Here is a 15,832-nt window from a genome sequence, read left to right as displayed (position 1 = left end):
TCGCCGGCTTGTTTTTATGGCTGGCGGCTGGCAGTAGTTCGGCGACCTCTTGCCGGACCCGCCGCATGCCCTTTTCCATCGCCACCTGGAACATCAACTCGGTACGCCTGCGCATGCCGATCGTCGAGCGCCTGCTCGTGGAGCATGCGCCGGACGTGCTCTGCCTGCAGGAGACGAAGGTCCCGGACGAGCTGTTTCCCGAAAAGGCCTTCCGCAAGCTCGGCTACGAGCACATCGCCTTCCACGGCCAGAAGGGCTATCACGGGGTGGCCACGGTGGCGCGGCGGCCGATCGAGCTGGTCGAGAAGCGCCGCTTCTGCGAGATCGACGACAGCCGGCACCTGTCGGTCAGGGTAAGCGCCGGCGGCAAGTCGATCCTGCTGCACAATTTCTATGTGCCGGCCGGCGGCGACGAGCCCGACCCGGAGATCAACCGCAAGTTCAGGCACAAGCTCGACTTCGTCGCCGAGATGAACGGCGTGCGGGCCGAGCATGACGCGCTGTCCGGCTCGGTCCTGGTCGGTGATCTCAACATCGCGCCGCTGGAGCACGATGTCTGGTCGCACAAGCAGCTGCTCAAGGTGGTCAGCCACACGCCGGTGGAGACCGAGAGCTTCGAGGCGATGCGGCGTGCCGGCGACTGGGTCGACCTGATGCGGCTCAACGTGCCTGCCGAGCAGAAACTTTACACCTGGTGGAGCTATCGCGCGCAGGACTGGGAAGCGTCGGACCGCGGCCGGCGGCTCGATCATGTGTGGTCGTCGCCGAACCTGGCGGAGCGCTTCACCGGTTATGAGATCCTGCGCCCGGCGCGCGGCTGGGAGCGGCCGTCGGACCATGTGCCGGTGATTGCCAGGTTCGACCTGGACTAAAGGCCGCCGGCGGACGGGTAAACGCGAGGCGCTTCGAGCCGCTGGGCGGACAGATATTCCGTCGTGTCGGCATGACCCAGCAGACAGGGATGATCGCGCCGGCGCGTCGCCAACATCCGACGGGCAGCCTCGATGATCTTCGGCGGCGGGACATTGGCGACCAGGCCGGTTGGACTTGCCTGGCGTGCCTCGACCATGTCCACACTGTTCGAAAGCGGCCTCCAGCGCGCCATGTTGGCACCGCTGTTGACCATGACCATCGGCGTCATCACCGTGGCCATCAGATGCGCAGTACCGCCCTCGGCGCCAATGTAAAGATCGGCAAGCTCCCCGAGCGCCAGCAGGATGTCGCTGACGGCGATATCCGGCGCGGTGCCGGAATCGACAAGCTGCAATTTCGGCACGCGTTGAACCAGTTCGGCACTATCGGGGCCGACACCTGGCGTTTTCACATAGATAAGGTTCGCGCCATCGCTGATCATGGCGTCAGATATCGCGACGACCTGATCCGCTGTCATTCGCTTGTTGCCATCGCCATGGGCCGCGACAATGATCAATGGCGCCTGGCTGCCGCCCGCCAGGCTCCTGGCCGCCGCACGCGCGGCCGGCGTCGGCTCCAGGCGATGATCGAAAGGCAGCCGCTTCCCGGCAAGACGTTCGACAAGGCGGTGGTAGCGCCATGCATTGTGCTCGGGTCGTGCCTCGGGTCTATGGCCGGGGGGCAAGGAAAGGGCGAAGGCCGGAAAGTTTGCTTCATAGACGATGCGGCGGCCGATCAGCGACGCCCAGGTTTGAACCAGCCAAGGCGCCACGATACGGAAATCGACAACGGCCACTCGCTGCTTGGCCCTGCGGTGGCCGGCGACCAGATGCGCCAGCGGCGTCTCTACACTAATCGCGTCGACCAGGTGGCGGACATGGCCGTTGAGGGCATCCGCGAGAGTGGATGTCTCGGTGGTTCCGTATACGAGCAAACTGTCGGGAAATGCCGTTCTCGCGGCCCGCAAGGCCGGGATTCTAAGCAAGCCGTCGCCGAACGCATCCTTGCGTGAATACAAGATAATCGTCTCGTACCGCGCTGGCAGCATGCCTCGCTCCCCCCAGGAGCTTGGTGGTGGCGGTGCCCACGCGGGCCCGCCCTACAGGTCCTGTAGGATTTCACCTTTTGCCTGTCAACGGAACCTCGCCTCTCGGGTCCAGGTGATCAACGCCGGCGCTATTGGCCTACTCGGTGAACCGCGGGCCGAGCTTTTCGATGCGGCTGATCATCTGCTGGAATTCCTCGAGGATGCGCTCGTGCAACAGCACCGCAATCTCCGGATATTCTTCCAGGATGCGGCGGAACATCTTGCGGCTGAGCCGGATCACCTCCGAATCGACCGCGGCCGATGCGCTAGTCAGCCGGTTGGTGTCGGCAATCAGCGCCAGCTCGCTCAGCATGGTGCCCGGACCAGCCGTGCCGATCGGGATGCGCTCGCCGCTCTGCTCGCGATAGAGGACGATGCGGCCGCTGACCACGATATAGGCGGAGTCGGCCACGTCATCCTCGCGGTAGAGCTTGTGGTCCGCCTGCAGCAGGGTGGTTTCGGCGCCGAAGGCGAGCAGGCGCAACTGCTCCTGCGTGAAGCCCTCGAAGAGCGTCACGGCGGACAGGATGCGGATGTCGTCATCCAGCGCCATCTAGCTATGTCCCCGAGCGGTCAGTCCAGTCCCTCCCTTGGAGCGCCGCGTCCTCCAGAACGCGCAAGGACGCTCCAACATCCTTGAGTCTACGCATCGTGCTCGCCAAAAATCGATTCCGATTTTTGGCCGATGCGCTTCGGAGCCGATCCAACCACCCTCCAGCACCAGGATCGCTTCCGAAGCGGTCCCGCCCTGACCGCTCATCGGATCATGAAAAGTTTAAGGAACCAGCTTGTAGCCGCCGCTTTCTGTCACAAGAATTTCGGCATTGGAAGGATCGCGCTCGATCTTCTGGCGCAGCCGGTAGACATGGGTTTCCAGCGTGTGCGTGGTGACGCCTGAATTGTAGCCCCAGACTTCTTCCAGAAGCACGTCGCGCGTCACCACCTTCTGTTCGGCGCGATAGAGGTACTTGATGATCGAGGCCTCCTTTTCGGTCAGCCGCACCTTGGCGCCGCGCTGGTCGATCAGCAGCTTCTGGCTTGGCTTGAAGGTATAGGGGCCGACCGAGAAGGTGGCGTCCTCGCTCTGCTCATGCTGGCGCAGTTGCGCGCGGATGCGGGCAAGCAGCACCGCGAAGCGGAACGGCTTGGTCACATAGTCGTTGGCGCCGGCCTCGAGACCGAGAATGGTGTCGGAATCGGTGTCGTGTCCGGTCAGCATGATGATCGGCGCCTTGTAGCCGCCCTTGCGCAGGATCTTCACCGCCTCGCGCCCATCCATATCGGGCAGGCCGACATCCATGATCAGGAGGTCGACGAGGCCGCCGCGCGCCGCGGCGACGCCTTTTGCCGCCGTCGCTTCCTGCTGGACGTCGAACTCTTCGTAGAGGGCCAGTTGCTCGACGAGCGTGCCGCGCAGGTCGTCATCGTCGTCGACGATCAGTATGGTGCGTGAGGTCATGGATCAATCCGTTGTTTTAAAAAGAATATTCAGTTGACCGTCCCCCATTTATGCTGAAGCTGACCGGCACAACAGCCGATCACAGTGATTTGTTCCGTGACACGATCATACAAGAAAAAACGCCCATGCAATGCAGACGGCGCAATTTTGCCAAAAGGCCTCACCGTGCTCAGCGTGCGCGCCAGACCCGGCCATCCCAGCCAGGGCCTGCTGCAGGCCGGCAGCCTGGTGTTTGCCTGCGCCCTGGGACGCGGCGGCATTTCGGCGAACAAGCGTGAAGGCGACGGCGCGACGCCGCTAGGCGCCATGCGCCTGTTGTCGGGCTATTTCCGCGACGATCAATTTTCCGGCGGCCGCCGGACGCGGCTGGCGATGACCCCGATCGGGCCGGATCTCGGCTGGTGCGAGGTGCCGGACGACCGCAACTACAATCGCCCGGTGAAGATCCCCTATGGCGCCAGCCATGAGCGGATGCGGCGCGCCGATCGGCTCTACGATGCCTGCCTTGTGATGGACTGGAACATCGCGCCGCGCCGGCGCGGCCGCGGCAGCGCCATCTTCTTCCATCTGGCGCGGCCCGGCTTCACGCCGACCCAAGGCTGCGTGGCGGTGACGGCGCGCACCATGGCGCGTCTGCTGCCGCTGCTGTCGGATCGGACGGTGGTGAGGGTGGTGAGGTGAGGCAGTAGGCAGTAGGCAGTAGAAAGAAATGCTCTCTTGCCCTACTGCCTAATCCCTACTGCCCACTGCCTCACTTCTGCCAGCCGGTGCCGAGCAGCCCGATTTCGCGGATCTGCCGGTCCACAGCCTTTGCCACGTCCCGGCGCTCGGCGCCGATGTCACGCAACAGCTCGTCGGAGAGATCCTCGATGGATTCGTGGGGAAGCTGGGCAGCGACCCGCGCCTGGCGCAGCCAATCGAGGGTGGCGCGCAGCCAGACTGCGATGCCGGAGCGGGAATTGAGGGCGGTGTGGGACTTCAGAACGATCTCGGTCATGGCTCTATCCGGTTTCTCCGGATGTCAAATCCGGTTTGATAGTGTTTCGATTCTGCAATCATGCCGGATTGAAAAATAAACAGGAAACGAGTAGTTCTTGATTGATCATCAAGTTTTATTTGGAGATCGTATGGCCCGCCTGCTGCCCGGAACGCGTGCCCTGAGGACGTTCGAAGCGGCGGCCAGGCACCTCAATTTCACCCGCGCGGCCGACGAGCTCGGCCTGACGCCGGCGGCGGTCAGCCACCAGATCAAGGAGATCGAGGACCAGCTCGACCTTGCGCTGTTCACCCGCACCAGCCGAACCATCCGGCTGACGGAGGCCGGAAACGTCCTGTTCGAGGCGTCGATCGACGCGCTCGACTTGCTCAACCGGGCGGTGTCGCGGGCCCGCAAGATGACGCGCGGCACGGCGCTGCTGAAGGTGACGCTCGACGCCCAGTTCGCGACAAAGTGGCTGATGCGTCGCGTGGACGATTTCCGCCAGCAGAAGCCGGGCATCGAGCTGCGTTTCGACATCACCTACGATGTCAGGGACTTCGAGCGCGACGATGTCGATATCGGCATTCGCTTCGGCACCGGCAAATATCCCGGGCTTGCCGCGCATCGCCTGTTCGACAACATCATCATCCCGGTGTGCAGCCCGGCGCTGCTGGCGTCCGGCCCACCGCTCAACGACTCGCGCGACCTCTTTCGCCACACGCTCGCGCATATCGACTGGTCGCGCCAGGGCGTGACGTGGCCGAACTGGAGCATGTGGATGCACGCGGCCGGCGTCGACGATTTCGACGACAGCCGCACGCTTGTCTTCGGATCCTCGACCGATGCCACGCAGGCGGCGCTCGACGGCAATGCGGTGGCGCTGGCCGACTTCGCCATGGTCGCCAACGACCTTTCGCAAGGGCGTCTGGTCCGACCCTTCGAGCTCGGCATCAAGGTGGCGCCGGAGTTCGCCTATTTCCTGGTCTATCCGGAAGCCGTGAAGGACGACGCGCGCGTCGCCGCCTTTCGCGAATGGCTTATCGAGGAAGCGGCGAAGACGCCGACATGATGGCGCCCTAGCCGGCCGGCGCGCCGAACCACCCGATCACCGCGCCGATGAGCAGCAGCACGCCCAGCCAGTGGCCGGCGTCGATCAGCGTCAGGTCCCAGCCGAAGCCTTCATAGCGGTGGTTGACCGACAGCGTGGTGGCGACGAAGCCCAGCCAGAGCACGAAGGCGAAGATCAGCCCGGCGATGGGGCTCGGCTCGCCGCCGGTCATCGCGCCGACGACCAGGCTCAGCACGAATGCCATGACCAGCTCGGCGATGAAGGAGATGATGAAAGGCAGCGGCGACCGTTTCATCGTCGCCGGATCGAGCTTGGCCGCCTTGAGCCACGGCTTGCTGAGCGTCGTGTACCAGGCGGCGCCGAACAGCCACGCCACCACGGCGGCAACGACCACCGCCAGCCAGTTCACCGCTGAAAAATCCATGCGTCCTTCCCCCTCCCGATGCATGTCGTTGCAAACATGCACCCTCTTTGAAATCGCGGCGATGGAACGCCTGTTCGGCGCTGCCGTCAAGCAAGGCGCCAGACGGTCGTGCGCTTGACCTCGGCATCCTCCAGCACGCGCGTCACCGGCACCTGGTAGACGGCCAGCGACCGCAGGCCGTCCTTGGGCAGGTAGGCGCGGCCGGGATCGCCGACGAGGATGTCGGCGCCACGCGCCGTCAGCGCCTGGAACCAGGGCAGCAGCCTGTCGGCGAAGGACCTGTCGTAGAAGACGTCGCCGGCCAGCACGACATCCCAGCCCATGTCGGCGCCGACGCAGTCCTGGCCGAGGAATTCCGCCTCGGCCAGGTTGGCCTCGAGGTTGAGGGCGATCGCCGTCTCGCAGAACGGATCGATGTCGGCGGCGGTCACCGCCGCGGCGCCCGCCTTGGCGGCGGCGATGGCGACCAGGCCGGAGCCGGAGGCGAAGTCGAGCACCCGCTTGCCGCGAACGGTTTCGGGATGGTCGAGCACGTAGCGGGCAAGGCCCTGGCCGCCAGCCCAGGCGAACGCCCAGAACGGCGGTGGCAGGCCGATCGCCGCCAGTTCCTCTTCCGTGCGCAGCCAAAGGTCATGCGCCTCGTCGGCGAGATGCAGGAGCACTTCCGGCACATGCGGCGGCGCCATCAGCGCCGTGTTGTCGAGAATGAACTTCTTCGCGCTTTTCGGCGTCAGCCGCGTCACGGCGCCGGCGAGAGATCGGCCATGCGGCAGACCTCTTTCCATTCGGCCGGCGTCACCGGCTGCACGGAAAGCCGCCCGAGCCGCACCAGCGCCATGTCGGCGAGCTTGGGATTGGCCTTGACCTGCTCCAGCGTCACCGGGGTCGGCACCTCCTTGAAGGCGCGGATGTCGACGCATTCCCAGCGCGGATCGTCGCTCGTGGTGTCGGGATGGGCGAGCGCGCAGACTTCGGCGATGCCGACGATGTTGAGCCCTTCATTGGAATGGTAGAAGAAGCCGAGATCGCCGATCTGCATCGCCTTCATGTTGTTGCGCGCCGCATAGTTGCGCACGCCGTCCCATTGCGTGCCGGCCTTGCCCTTGGCCTTGAGCGCCTCGAAGGAGAAGACCGAGGGTTCGGACTTGAACAGCCAGTAGTTCATCTCAGTTGTCCCCTTGCCATTGCCGGTTGGCTACAATGAAGCGTTCGCGCTCCAACTACCCTTACCCTTTCCCCGTTCTCGCTGGGAGAGGGGGGCGCCAAGCGATCGATCAAGCACCGGCGGGCTTCTGGAAGACCCAGTTCCACGGGCGGATTTCGACGCTTTCGAACAGGCCGGCTTTGGCATAGGGATCGCTGGCCGCCAGGGCTTGCGCCGCCGTCATATCCGCTGCCTCGATCATGACCAGACTGCCGTCCGGCTTGCCGTCAGCGTCGAGGAAGGGCCCGGCAAAGGCAAGTTTTCCTTCGCTGATCAGGCCTTCCAGGAACGCCGCATGCGCCGGCCGCGTGTCGATCCGCAACTGCAGGTTGCCGGGCTTGTCCTTGCAAATCAACGCAAACAGCATGGTCTAAAACTCCGATGGTTCAGATGTCGGTTTCGGTCTTGAGCGGCCGCGTCATCAGCGCCGTCACGGCCTGGCCGATGGTCACGGTGCCGTCGAGGATCGCGGCGACGGCGGTGATGATCGGCGCATCGATGCCGCGCTCGGCGGCGAGGCGGGCGGCGATCGCCGCCGTCGGCACGCCCTCGGCGAGCGGCAGTCCGGCAAGCGGCTTGCCCTGGCCGAGTGCCAGCCCATAGGCGAAATTGCGCGACTGCGCCGAGGAGCAGGTGAGCAGGAGGTCGCCGAGCCCGGAAAGCCCCATAAGCGTCTCCGGCCTGGCGCCAAAGGCGGCGCCGATGCGGCGCAGTTCGACGAAGCCGCGCGTCACCATGGCGGCCTGGGCGCTGGCGCCGAGCCTCGCGCCGGTGACGGCGCCGGCGGCGATGGCGAAGACGTTCTTCAGCGCGCCCCCGATCTCGACGCCGACGAGGTCGTCGCTGGAATAGCAGCGCAGGTTTTCGGCCGAGAAGCGGGCGGCAAGGTCTGCGGCGAGCTCCGCGTCGCGGGCGGCCACCACCACCGCCGTCGGCAGGCCGCGGGCGACATCGGTGGCGAAGCTCGGGCCGGACAGGGCGGCAACCGGATTGTTCGGCAAGGCCTCCTCGACGATCGCCGACAGCAGCGCGCCGGTGTCGCGCTCGATGCCCTTGGCGCAAAGAACCAGCGGAACGCCCGACGGCACATGGTGCCTGGCGCCAGCCAGCATGGCACGCAGCGCCTGCGCCGGCGCCACTGCCAGCACGCAGTCGGCGCCGTCGAGCGCGGCCGCGATGTCGGTCGTCGCGACGATGCCGGGCTGCAGCGCGATGCCCGGCAGGTAGCGCGGGTTCTCGCCGCGATCGATCGCGGCGACGGTTTCGGGGTCGCGCGCATAGAGGCGCACGAAATGGCCAGCGCGCAGCATGGCCAGCGCCAGCGCCGTGCCCCAGGCGCCGCCGCCAAGCACTGCGACGCGCCAGCCGCTCGGCGCCTCGTGCCCGCTGGTAACCAGCTCGGTCATGCCTTGGCACCGCGCCGGCCGGAGCCGACCATCGGGGCGGAGACGCTGTCCAGCGGCCAGCGCGAGCGCGGCACGAAATCGGCGTCGTTCGCGCGCGCCATCCCGGCGCGCAGGCGCTCGATGCCGGCCCAGGCGATCATCGCCGCATTGTCGGTGCAGAGCTTTTGCGGCGGCGCTATGAAGTCGAAGCCGGCCTCGGCGCAGAGCGCCTCCAGCGTCGCCTTGATTGTCCGGTTGGCGGCGACCCCGCCGGCGACGACCAGCGCCGGCTTGGCCTTATCAGGAAATTCCTGGCGGAAACGGTTGAGCGCGCGCGAAACACGGTCGCCCAGCGCATCCGCCACCGCCGCCTGGAACGAGGCGCAGATGTCGGCGACGTCCTGGTCGCTCAAGGGCGCAATGGCGGTCGCGGCCTGGCGCACCGCCGTCTTCAGGCCGGAGAAGGAGAAATCCGGCTGCGCCGAACCCTTCATCGGGCGCGGCAAGGCAAAGCGGCCCGGATCGCCCGTGGCTGCCGCCTTCTCGACATTCGGACCGCCGGGATAGGGCAGGCCGAGCATCTTGGCCGTCTTGTCGAAGGCTTCGCCGAGCGCGTCGTCGATGGTGGTCGCCCAGCGCTGATAGTCGCCGACGCCGCGCACGGCGACGATCTGGGTGTGGCCGCCGGACACCAGAAGCAGCAAATAGGGGAAGTCGAGCCCGTCGGTCAGCCTTGCGGTCAGCGCATGGCCTTCGAGATGGTTGATGGCGAGCAACGGCTTGTCGGCGGCCGCGGCAATCGCCTTCGCCGTCATCAGTCCGACGATCAGGCCGCCGACAAGGCCGGGACCGGCGGTCGCGGCGATCGCGTCGACCTCGTCCAGCGCCACGCCCGAATCGGCAAGGGCCGCCTCGACAATGCCGTCGAGCGCCTCGACATGGGCGCGCGCGGCGATCTCCGGCACGACGCCGCCGAACGCGGCATGCTCCTCGATCTGGCTGAGCACGATGTTGGAGAGGATTTTGGGCGCGGCGCGGCCATCCAGCGCCACCACGCTGGCCGCCGTCTCGTCGCAACTCGTCTCAATGCCCAGAACGCGGATCAATTGGTCGCTGTCCTCGAAGATTGTATCACCAGCCTTTCCTAGATAGGACATGTGCCGGCAAGACCTCGTGTGCCGGGGGTTATCACGGACAGCGCGCTATGCAAACAAGCTTGAAAATCGGAACCCGCGGCAGCCCGCTGGCGCTTGCCCAGGCGCATGAGACGCGGACGCGGCTGATGGCGGCGCACGGTCTGCCGGAACAGGCATTCGAGATCGTCGTCATCTCGACCAGCGGCGACCGCATCCAGGACCGGCCGCTGTCGGAAGCCGGCGGCAAGGGCCTGTTCACCAAGGAGATCGAGGAGGCGATGCTGGCGGGCAGGATCGACATCGCCGTGCATTCCTCGAAGGACATGCCGACGCTGTTGCCGGAGGGGCTCGAACTCTCCGCTTTCCTGCCGCGCGAGGACGCGCGCGACGCCTTCATAGGCAAGGCTGCGAAGACGATCGCCGAACTGCCTCGGGGCGCCAGGGTCGGGTCGTCCTCGCTCAGGCGCCAGGCGCTGATCCGGCGGATGCGGCCGGATCTCGAGGTGGTGATGTTCCGCGGCAATGTGCAGACTAGGCTGCGCAAGCTGGGTGAGGGTGTCGCCGACGGCACCATCCTCGCCTATGCCGGGCTGAAGCGGCTCGGGCTCGGCGATGTCGTCACCGACCTGATGTCGCTGGAACAGTTTCCGCCAGCGCCGGGGCAAGGCGCGATCTGCATCGAAAGCCGCATCGGCGACGCTGATGTCGAGCGCATGCTGGCCGCGATCCACGACGCGCCGACCGGCCAGGCGCTGGCCTGCGAGCGCGCCTTCCTGGCGGCGCTCGACGGTTCCTGCCGCACGCCGATCGCCGGCCACGCGACGATCGCGGGCGAGAAGCTCTCCTTCGCCGGGCTGATCATCTCGCCCGATGGCACGCAGTCGCATGAGGTCAGGCTGAACGGGCCGGCGCCGGATGCCGCCCGCATCGGCGCGGAAGCCGCCAAGGCGGTGCGGGCCAAGGCCGGCGAATCCTTCTTCGACGGCTGGGCCTGACATGCTCCGCGTTCTGGTGACGCGGCCGGAACCGGGCGCCTCGCGAACCGCGCATCGGCTCGAGCAGATGGGCTTTCAGCCGATCCTGCTGCCGCTGACCGAAACGGTGGCGCTGCCGGCCAAGGCAAGCGAAGCCCCGAAGCATGCCATGGCGGTCGCGGTTACCAGCGCCAACGCGGTGCGCCACGCGTCGCGCGAGCTCATCGCCGCGCTTGCCGCTCTGCCCTGTCATGCCGTTGGCAAAAGGACAGCGGAAGCGGCGCGCAAGGCAGGATTTACCACGGTCAACGAAGGCCCCGGCGATGCCGTGGCGCTGGCCGATGCCATCGTAGAAGGGCCCCCGACAGGCACGGTCGTCTATCTTTGCGGACGCGTGCGTTTTCCTGCCTTCGAGCAGCGCCTCTCGGCGGCCGGCATCGCGGTCTGCGCCGTCGAAACCTACGACACGATCGCGCTCGACCATTCCGACGCGGACGTGGCTGCGCGGCTGTCTGATGGGCCGGTCGATCGGGCCCTGCTCTATTCGGCCAAGGCTGCCGTGGCGATGCAGGCCCTGATCCGGCGGCCGGCGCTCGGCGGTTATTTTGAAAAGACGGGATTTTTCGCGCTGTCGGGACGTATCGCCGCAGCGCTCGACGGCGTCGCTCCCGAACGGGTCCGCGTCGCCGCCGAACCGCAGGAAGACGCGCTGATCAGGCTAATGCTGGCCGGGCGCTAGGCAGAATCTGCGACAAGACAAGATGCCTGCTCAGGTCTGTGTCATCACGCCGCCCCTTTTCACCGCTTGGTGATGTGCTAGAGCATCCTTCAGCTCTAGACCCTTTGAACCATCCCAAGCCAATTTGCGGAGCCCAAGCATGGTCAAGACGCCGAAGATGCGACATTCGAAGAGCCGCCGCGAGCCGGTGACGATCGAACTCGAGCCCGGCGCCGTCTCGCGCATTGTCGAGGAGGATGGGGCGAAGACCGTGGAGGCCGAGGCGGAGGAAGCCGCGAGCGCTTCGCAACCCGAGGCTCCGGCGGAGCCGGTGCATGCCGACCAGGTCGATCATGAGCCCTGGGAGCACAGCGACGCTGCCGCACAGGCCGGAACGGAAGACACCGGCGCCAAGGGTTCGGATGAGGCGGAGCGCCCCTATCCGGCAGGTTCCGAGGCGTCGCCTGATCAGACGCATGGCTCCGACTACAATTTCGAGGATGCCTCGACCAAGGCGGCCGCCGCCGGAGACGCGCCGAAAACAAACCGCGGGAGGGAGGACTATGTGGCACCGCAGCCGAAACGCGGCGGCCTCAATGGCATTGCCGCCGGCGTCATTGGCGGCGTCATTGCGCTGGCCGCAGCCGGCGGCCTGCAGTTCGCCGGCTTCATCGGCGCGCCGGGGTCGGGCGGCGCCTCACTCGACGGCGTCAATGGCGAGATCGCCGCGCTGAAGAGTGAGATCGCTGGCCTGAAGCAGGCCGGCGGCAATGGCGATGCCTCGGCCAAGGTCGACGGGCTGTCGTCGGCGCTGGACCAGGTCAAGTCGGACGTCGCGGCGCTGAAATCGGCGGTCGAGCAAGGCGGCGCCGGCGACGCCGCCGGTGTTGCCGCACTTGGCGACAAGCTCAAGCAGATCGAGACGGCGATCGCCGACCTGCAGAAGGCCGGAACTGCCGCGCCTGTCGATCTCGGGCCCCTCAATGAAAAGCTGGCCGGGCTCGACGCGCTGGTGAAATCCGCCGGCGAGGCGGCGAAGGCTGAGGACGGCCGGCTGGCGGCGCTGGAGCAGTCGGTGTCGCAGCTCTCCGGCAAGGTCGAGGCGCAGGCCTCGCAGCCGAAGATCGCGATGGCCATCGCGGCATCGGCGCTGAAGTCGGCGCTCGACCGAGGCGCGCCGTTCGCCGCCGAGCTCGAAACCTTCGCGGCGATTTCGCCTGACGCGCCGGAGATCGCGACGCTGCGCGCCTATGCCGAGAAGGGCGTTTCGACCCGGACGGACATCGCCGCCGAGGTCGATGCCGCCGCCAACGCGATGGTCGCGGCCGCGACGCCCGTCGATGAGAATGCAGGCTTCCTGCAGAACCTGATGTCGAGCGCCGAATCGCTGGTCAAGGTCCGGCCGATCGGCGCCGTCGAGGGCAAGGGCGCGCCGGAAACCGTGGCGCGCATGGAGGTGGCGGTCAACCAGGGCGACTACGCCAAGGCGCTCAGCGAGTACGACACGCTGCCGGAAGCGGTGAAGGCCGCCGGCGCGGATTTTGCCGGCAAGCTGAAGGCGCGACTGGAGGTCGAAAAGCTGATCGATTCGCTGATTGCCGGCGCGATGAAGGCGTGAGGGAGACCAGATGATCCGCATCCTCATCTTCCTCGCCGTCGTCTTCGCGCTCGGGCTCGGCTTCGCCTGGCTGGCCGATCGTCCCGGCGACATGGTCGTCACCTTCAACGGCTATCAGTATCAGGTCAGCCTGATGGTGGCGGCGGTGGCGGTGGTCGCGGTCGTCGCCGCGGTGATGATCCTGTGGTGGCTGGTGAAGTCGCTGTGGAACAGCCCCTATACCATCTCGCGCTATTTCCGGGTGCGCCGCCGCGACCGCGGCTACCAGGCGCTGTCGACCGGCATGATCGCGGCCGGCGCTGGCGACGGGGCGCTGGCGCGCAAGAAGACCAAGGAAGCGGCCAAGCTGATCCGCTCCGACCAGGAGCCACTGATCCATCTCCTGGAGGCGCAGGCCTCGCTGCTCGAAGGCGATCATGAAGGCGCACGCGAGAAGTTCGAGGCGATGCTCGACGATCCCGAGATGCGGCTGCTCGGCCTGCGCGGCCTCTATCTGGAGGCCGAGCGCCTCGGCGACCGCAACGCCGCCAGGCACTATGCCGGCCGCGCCGCGGCGGTGGCGCCGCAACTTGCCTGGGCCGCCGAATCGACGCTGGAGGAACTGACCGGACGCGGCGACTGGGACGGCGCGCTGAAGCTGGTCGAGGCGCAGAAGTCGACGCGGCAGATCGAGCGCGACGCCGCCAACCGCCGCCGCGCCGTGCTGCTCACCGCCAAGGCGCAGGCGCTGATCGACAGTGACGCCAACGCGGCAAGGGCCGCGGCGCTCGAAGCCAACAAGCTCGTGCCCGAATTCGCGCCGGCGGCGGTCGCCGCCGCCAGGCTGCTGTTTCGGCAAAACGATGTGCGCAAGGGCTCCAAGATCCTCGAAGCGGCGTGGCGGGCCGAGCCGCATCCGGAAATCGCCGAGCTCTATACCCATGCCCGCCCCGGCGATGCCGTCGGCGACCGGCTGAACCGGGCGAAGAAGCTGCAGGATCTGAAGAAGAACCATGCCGAGTCGTCGATGGCGGTTGCCCGCGCGGCGCTCGACGCGCAGGATTTCGCCACCGCCCGGCGCGAGGCGGACGCTGCGATCCGCATGGACCGGCGCGAAGGCGCCTATCTGCTCCTGGCCGACATCGAGGAGGCCGAGACAGGTGACCAGGGCAAGGTGAGGCAATTGCTGTCCAAGGCGGTCCGGGCGCCGCGCGATCCGGCCTGGGTCGCCGACGGCGTCGTCTCCGAGCATTGGGCGCCGGTGTCGCCAGTCACCGGCAAACTCGACGCCTTCGAATGGCGGGCGCCGATGGAGCGGCTCGGGCACCTGATCGACAGCCATGAGGACGGCCCGGAGACAGTCGTGCCGGCGATCACCGTGGCGCCGGCGGCGGAGAAGGAAAAGACGATAGAGGCCGTTGCGCCGGACGGCTCGGTCGCGACCCCGGCCTCAGACGAGGACCAGGTGAAGCCGGTCACCGCGGCCGCCTTTGCCGCCGTGCCCGACGATGCCGAAGGGGTGGAGCCGGCGGAGGAACTGGCGAGGCTGCCCGACGATCCCGGTGTCGATCCGGACGATGAGGCGGAAAAATCGCCGCGCCGGTTTCGTTTGTTTTGAGGCCGGGATCGATCCGGGCCGTATGGGAATGAAATGATGTTCGAACGTGTCCTGTCTTTCCTGAGGGATCTGCCGGCGGGTGCTGCCCGCGCCAACGCGGACGATCCGCGCGTCGCCGCGTCGGCGCTGCTCTACCACGTTATGAGCGCCGACGGCGTGCGCCAGGATGTCGAGTGGGAGCGGTTCAAGGCTGTGTTGGCGCAGACCTATTCGATCAGCGGCGAGGAGCTCGACGCGCTGGCCGCCGCCGGCGAGCGGGCCGACAATGAGGCGATCGACCTCTATGCCTTCACCAGCGTGCTGAAGCGCCATCTCGACGCCGAGGCGCGCAAGGCGTTCGTCGGCCTGATGTGGGAGATCGTCTATGCCGACGGCGAACTGCACGAGCTGGAGGACAACACGGTGTGGCGCGTCGCCGAGCTGATCGGGGTCGAACGGCGCGACCGCGTCGAGGCGCGCCAGAAGGCCGCCGCGCAGGCGCCCGGCGCTCGCGGAACCCCAAGTGACGAATAGACTGGGCGACGAATAGACAGGGGTTCCGCCTTCCGATGCCGCCGAGACCGCGTTCGAAACCAAAGATCCTGATCGTGCTGCATCAGGAGAGTTCGAGCCCCGGTCGCGTCGGCCACATGCTTCTGGAAGAAGGCTTCGATCTCGACATCCGCCGGCCGCCGCTCGGCGATGAATTGCCGGGCACGCTGGACGGCCATGCCGGCGCGGTGGTGTTCGGCGGGCCGATGAGCGCCAATGACGAGGACGATTTCGTCCGCCGCGAGACCAACTGGCTCAACATTCCGCTGAAGGAGAACCGGCCATTGCTCGGCATCTGCCTCGGCGCGCAGATGCTGGTCAACCATCTCGGCGGCAAGGTCGAGGGCCACGGCGAGGGGCTGGTCGAGATCGGCTGGTATCCGCTGAAGGCGACCGAGGCCGGCAAGAAGCTGATGCACTGGCCGGAGATGGTCTACCAGTTCCATCGCGAGGGTTTTTCGCTGCCGAAGGATGCGACGCTGCTGGCGACGGCCGAGACCTATCCCAACCAGGCCTTCCGCTATGGCGACAATGCCTGGGGCATCCAGTTCCATGGCGAACTGACCCGGGTGATGATGCAGCGCTGGGTGGTGCGCGGCGCGCACCGCTTCGAACTGCCCGGCGCGCAGCCCGGCCGCGACCATCTCGGCGGCCGGCTGATCTGGGACATGCACCTCAAGCGCTGGCTGGGCGAATTCCTGGGGCTGATCTTCGGCAAGCCGGCGGTGGGGTAAAGACC

The 15,832-nt window shown here is 66.8% G+C and carries 19 protein-coding genes; 9 read left to right on the top strand and 10 right to left on the bottom strand.

The window, feature by feature from the left end; translation table 11 throughout:
* Positions 1-65 precede the first annotated feature (65 nt).
* Positions 66-872: an exodeoxyribonuclease III gene (locus PU724_RS17900; RefSeq protein ID WP_292173154.1), complete on the top strand. Its 807-nt coding sequence runs from the start codon at positions 66-68 to the stop codon at positions 870-872.
* On the opposite strand, the gene PU724_RS17895 is transcribed toward PU724_RS17900, so the two are convergent.
* The 3 genes from PU724_RS17895 to PU724_RS17885 all read right to left on the bottom strand — a co-directional run bounded on the left by PU724_RS17895 (position 869) and on the right by PU724_RS17885 (position 3,458).
* Positions 869-1,960 carry a glycosyltransferase family 9 protein gene (locus tag PU724_RS17895; RefSeq protein ID WP_426213435.1) on the bottom strand — a complete coding sequence of 364 codons (1,092 nt, stop codon included), beginning with the start codon at positions 1,958-1,960 and terminating at the stop codon, positions 869-871. The two genes, PU724_RS17900 and PU724_RS17895, sit on opposite strands and share 4 nt — an antisense overlap.
* Positions 1,961-2,096: 136 nt before the next feature.
* Positions 2,097-2,552, bottom strand: coding sequence for a cyclic nucleotide-binding domain-containing protein (locus PU724_RS17890; RefSeq protein ID WP_127283497.1), 456 nt, complete (start codon positions 2,550-2,552; stop codon positions 2,097-2,099).
* A 222-nt stretch (positions 2,553-2,774) separates the two neighbouring features.
* Positions 2,775-3,458, bottom strand: a complete 684-nt coding sequence (locus PU724_RS17885) for a response regulator transcription factor (RefSeq protein WP_126057506.1) — start codon at positions 3,456-3,458, stop codon at positions 2,775-2,777.
* 144 nt (positions 3,459-3,602) lie between these two features.
* On the opposite strand from PU724_RS17885, the gene PU724_RS17880 reads away from it, so the two are divergent.
* Entirely contained in the window at positions 3,603-4,139 is a 537-nt protein-coding gene (locus PU724_RS17880) for a L,D-transpeptidase family protein (protein ID WP_292106525.1), read from the top strand.
* A 70-nt stretch (positions 4,140-4,209) separates the two neighbouring features.
* On the opposite strand, the gene PU724_RS17875 is transcribed toward PU724_RS17880, so the two are convergent.
* Positions 4,210-4,455 carry a hypothetical protein gene (locus PU724_RS17875; protein WP_127283499.1) on the bottom strand — a complete coding sequence of 82 codons (246 nt, stop codon included), beginning with the start codon at positions 4,453-4,455 and terminating at the stop codon, positions 4,210-4,212.
* A 130-nt stretch (positions 4,456-4,585) separates the two neighbouring features.
* On the opposite strand from PU724_RS17875, the gene gcvA reads away from it, so the two are divergent.
* Positions 4,586-5,506, top strand: a complete 921-nt coding sequence (gene gcvA, locus PU724_RS17870) for a transcriptional regulator GcvA (RefSeq protein WP_354423196.1) — start codon at positions 4,586-4,588, stop codon at positions 5,504-5,506.
* Between the two features lie 7 nt (positions 5,507-5,513).
* On the opposite strand, the gene PU724_RS17865 is transcribed toward gcvA, so the two are convergent.
* From PU724_RS17865 to tsaD, 6 genes are all read right to left on the bottom strand, one after another.
* Entirely contained in the window at positions 5,514-5,930 is a 417-nt protein-coding gene (locus PU724_RS17865) for a DUF1761 domain-containing protein (protein WP_127309642.1), read from the bottom strand.
* 86 nt (positions 5,931-6,016) lie between these two features.
* A complete protein-coding gene (locus PU724_RS17860) occupies positions 6,017-6,673 on the bottom strand; it encodes a class I SAM-dependent methyltransferase (RefSeq protein WP_127309651.1) in 657 nt (218 codons plus the stop codon).
* Complete coding sequence (locus tag PU724_RS17855; RefSeq protein WP_127309641.1) at positions 6,670-7,095, bottom strand: EVE domain-containing protein; 426 nt, start codon at positions 7,093-7,095, stop codon at positions 6,670-6,672. The genes PU724_RS17860 and PU724_RS17855 overlap by 4 nt, the downstream gene beginning before the upstream one ends.
* A gap of 109 nt (positions 7,096-7,204) precedes the next feature.
* Entirely contained in the window at positions 7,205-7,501 is a 297-nt protein-coding gene (locus tag PU724_RS17850) for a YciI-like protein (protein ID WP_127309640.1), read from the bottom strand.
* 19 nt (positions 7,502-7,520) lie between these two features.
* Positions 7,521-8,540 carry an NAD(P)H-dependent glycerol-3-phosphate dehydrogenase gene (locus PU724_RS17845; protein ID WP_127283505.1) on the bottom strand — a complete coding sequence of 340 codons (1,020 nt, stop codon included), beginning with the start codon at positions 8,538-8,540 and terminating at the stop codon, positions 7,521-7,523.
* Positions 8,537-9,622 (bottom strand): tRNA (adenosine(37)-N6)-threonylcarbamoyltransferase complex transferase subunit TsaD, encoded by a 1,086-nt coding sequence (gene tsaD / locus PU724_RS17840; RefSeq protein ID WP_189340365.1) that lies wholly within the window; start codon positions 9,620-9,622, stop codon positions 8,537-8,539. The genes PU724_RS17845 and tsaD overlap by 4 nt, the downstream gene beginning before the upstream one ends.
* 101 nt (positions 9,623-9,723) lie before the next feature.
* Between tsaD and hemC the strand changes: the two genes are divergently transcribed.
* The 6 genes from hemC to PU724_RS17810 all read left to right on the top strand — a co-directional run bounded on the left by hemC (position 9,724) and on the right by PU724_RS17810 (position 15,827).
* On the top strand, positions 9,724-10,650 hold the full coding sequence (gene hemC, locus PU724_RS17835; RefSeq protein ID WP_354423194.1) for a hydroxymethylbilane synthase: 927 nt from the start codon (positions 9,724-9,726) through the stop codon (positions 10,648-10,650).
* 1 nt (position 10,651) lies between these two features.
* A complete protein-coding gene (locus tag PU724_RS17830; RefSeq protein ID WP_354423192.1) occupies positions 10,652-11,368 on the top strand; it encodes a uroporphyrinogen-III synthase in 717 nt (238 codons plus the stop codon).
* Between the two features lie 139 nt (positions 11,369-11,507).
* Positions 11,508-12,965 (top strand): COG4223 family protein, encoded by a 1,458-nt coding sequence (locus PU724_RS17825; RefSeq protein ID WP_354423190.1) that lies wholly within the window; start codon positions 11,508-11,510, stop codon positions 12,963-12,965.
* Between the two features lie 10 nt (positions 12,966-12,975).
* Positions 12,976-14,562 (top strand): heme biosynthesis protein HemY, encoded by a 1,587-nt coding sequence (locus PU724_RS17820; RefSeq protein WP_127391789.1) that lies wholly within the window; start codon positions 12,976-12,978, stop codon positions 14,560-14,562.
* A gap of 36 nt (positions 14,563-14,598) precedes the next feature.
* Positions 14,599-15,075 carry a tellurite resistance TerB family protein gene (locus PU724_RS17815; protein ID WP_127311882.1) on the top strand — a complete coding sequence of 159 codons (477 nt, stop codon included), beginning with the start codon at positions 14,599-14,601 and terminating at the stop codon, positions 15,073-15,075.
* A 35-nt stretch (positions 15,076-15,110) separates the two neighbouring features.
* Entirely contained in the window at positions 15,111-15,827 is a 717-nt protein-coding gene (locus PU724_RS17810) for a glutamine amidotransferase (protein ID WP_127287384.1), read from the top strand.
* The last annotated feature ends 5 nt before the right edge of the window (positions 15,828-15,832 follow it).

Source organism: Mesorhizobium abyssinicae (assembly GCF_049887195.1).
GTDB lineage: Bacteria > Pseudomonadota > Alphaproteobacteria > Rhizobiales > Rhizobiaceae > Mesorhizobium > Mesorhizobium abyssinicae.
The sequence above is the reverse complement of the archived record's forward strand: the minus strand, read 5'-3'. Positions and strand labels throughout refer to the sequence as shown.

Excerpts from the sequence above, each read along its gene's own strand:
- PU724_RS17900 (WP_292173154.1), top strand. The coding sequence starts at position 66 with ATGCCCTTTTCCATCGCCACCTGGAACATCAACTCGGTACGCCTGCGC.
- PU724_RS17895 (WP_426213435.1), bottom strand. The coding sequence starts at position 1,960 with ATGCTGCCAGCGCGGTACGAGACGATTATCTTGTATTCACGCAAGGAT.
- PU724_RS17890 (WP_127283497.1), bottom strand. The coding sequence starts at position 2,552 with ATGGCGCTGGATGACGACATCCGCATCCTGTCCGCCGTGACGCTCTTC.
- PU724_RS17885 (WP_126057506.1), bottom strand. The coding sequence starts at position 3,458 with ATGACCTCACGCACCATACTGATCGTCGACGACGATGACGACCTGCGC.
- PU724_RS17875 (WP_127283499.1), bottom strand. The coding sequence starts at position 4,455 with ATGACCGAGATCGTTCTGAAGTCCCACACCGCCCTCAATTCCCGCTCC.
- gcvA (WP_354423196.1), top strand. The coding sequence starts at position 4,586 with ATGGCCCGCCTGCTGCCCGGAACGCGTGCCCTGAGGACGTTCGAAGCG.
- PU724_RS17865 (WP_127309642.1), bottom strand. The coding sequence starts at position 5,930 with ATGGATTTTTCAGCGGTGAACTGGCTGGCGGTGGTCGTTGCCGCCGTG.
- PU724_RS17855 (WP_127309641.1), bottom strand. The coding sequence starts at position 7,095 with ATGAACTACTGGCTGTTCAAGTCCGAACCCTCGGTCTTCTCCTTCGAG.
- PU724_RS17850 (WP_127309640.1), bottom strand. The coding sequence starts at position 7,501 with ATGCTGTTTGCGTTGATTTGCAAGGACAAGCCCGGCAACCTGCAGTTG.
- PU724_RS17845 (WP_127283505.1), bottom strand. The coding sequence starts at position 8,540 with ATGACCGAGCTGGTTACCAGCGGGCACGAGGCGCCGAGCGGCTGGCGC.
- hemC (WP_354423194.1), top strand. The coding sequence starts at position 9,724 with ATGCAAACAAGCTTGAAAATCGGAACCCGCGGCAGCCCGCTGGCGCTT.
- PU724_RS17830 (WP_354423192.1), top strand. The coding sequence starts at position 10,652 with ATGCTCCGCGTTCTGGTGACGCGGCCGGAACCGGGCGCCTCGCGAACC.
- PU724_RS17825 (WP_354423190.1), top strand. The coding sequence starts at position 11,508 with ATGGTCAAGACGCCGAAGATGCGACATTCGAAGAGCCGCCGCGAGCCG.
- PU724_RS17820 (WP_127391789.1), top strand. The coding sequence starts at position 12,976 with ATGATCCGCATCCTCATCTTCCTCGCCGTCGTCTTCGCGCTCGGGCTC.
- PU724_RS17815 (WP_127311882.1), top strand. The coding sequence starts at position 14,599 with ATGTTCGAACGTGTCCTGTCTTTCCTGAGGGATCTGCCGGCGGGTGCT.
- PU724_RS17810 (WP_127287384.1), top strand. The coding sequence starts at position 15,111 with ATGCCGCCGAGACCGCGTTCGAAACCAAAGATCCTGATCGTGCTGCAT.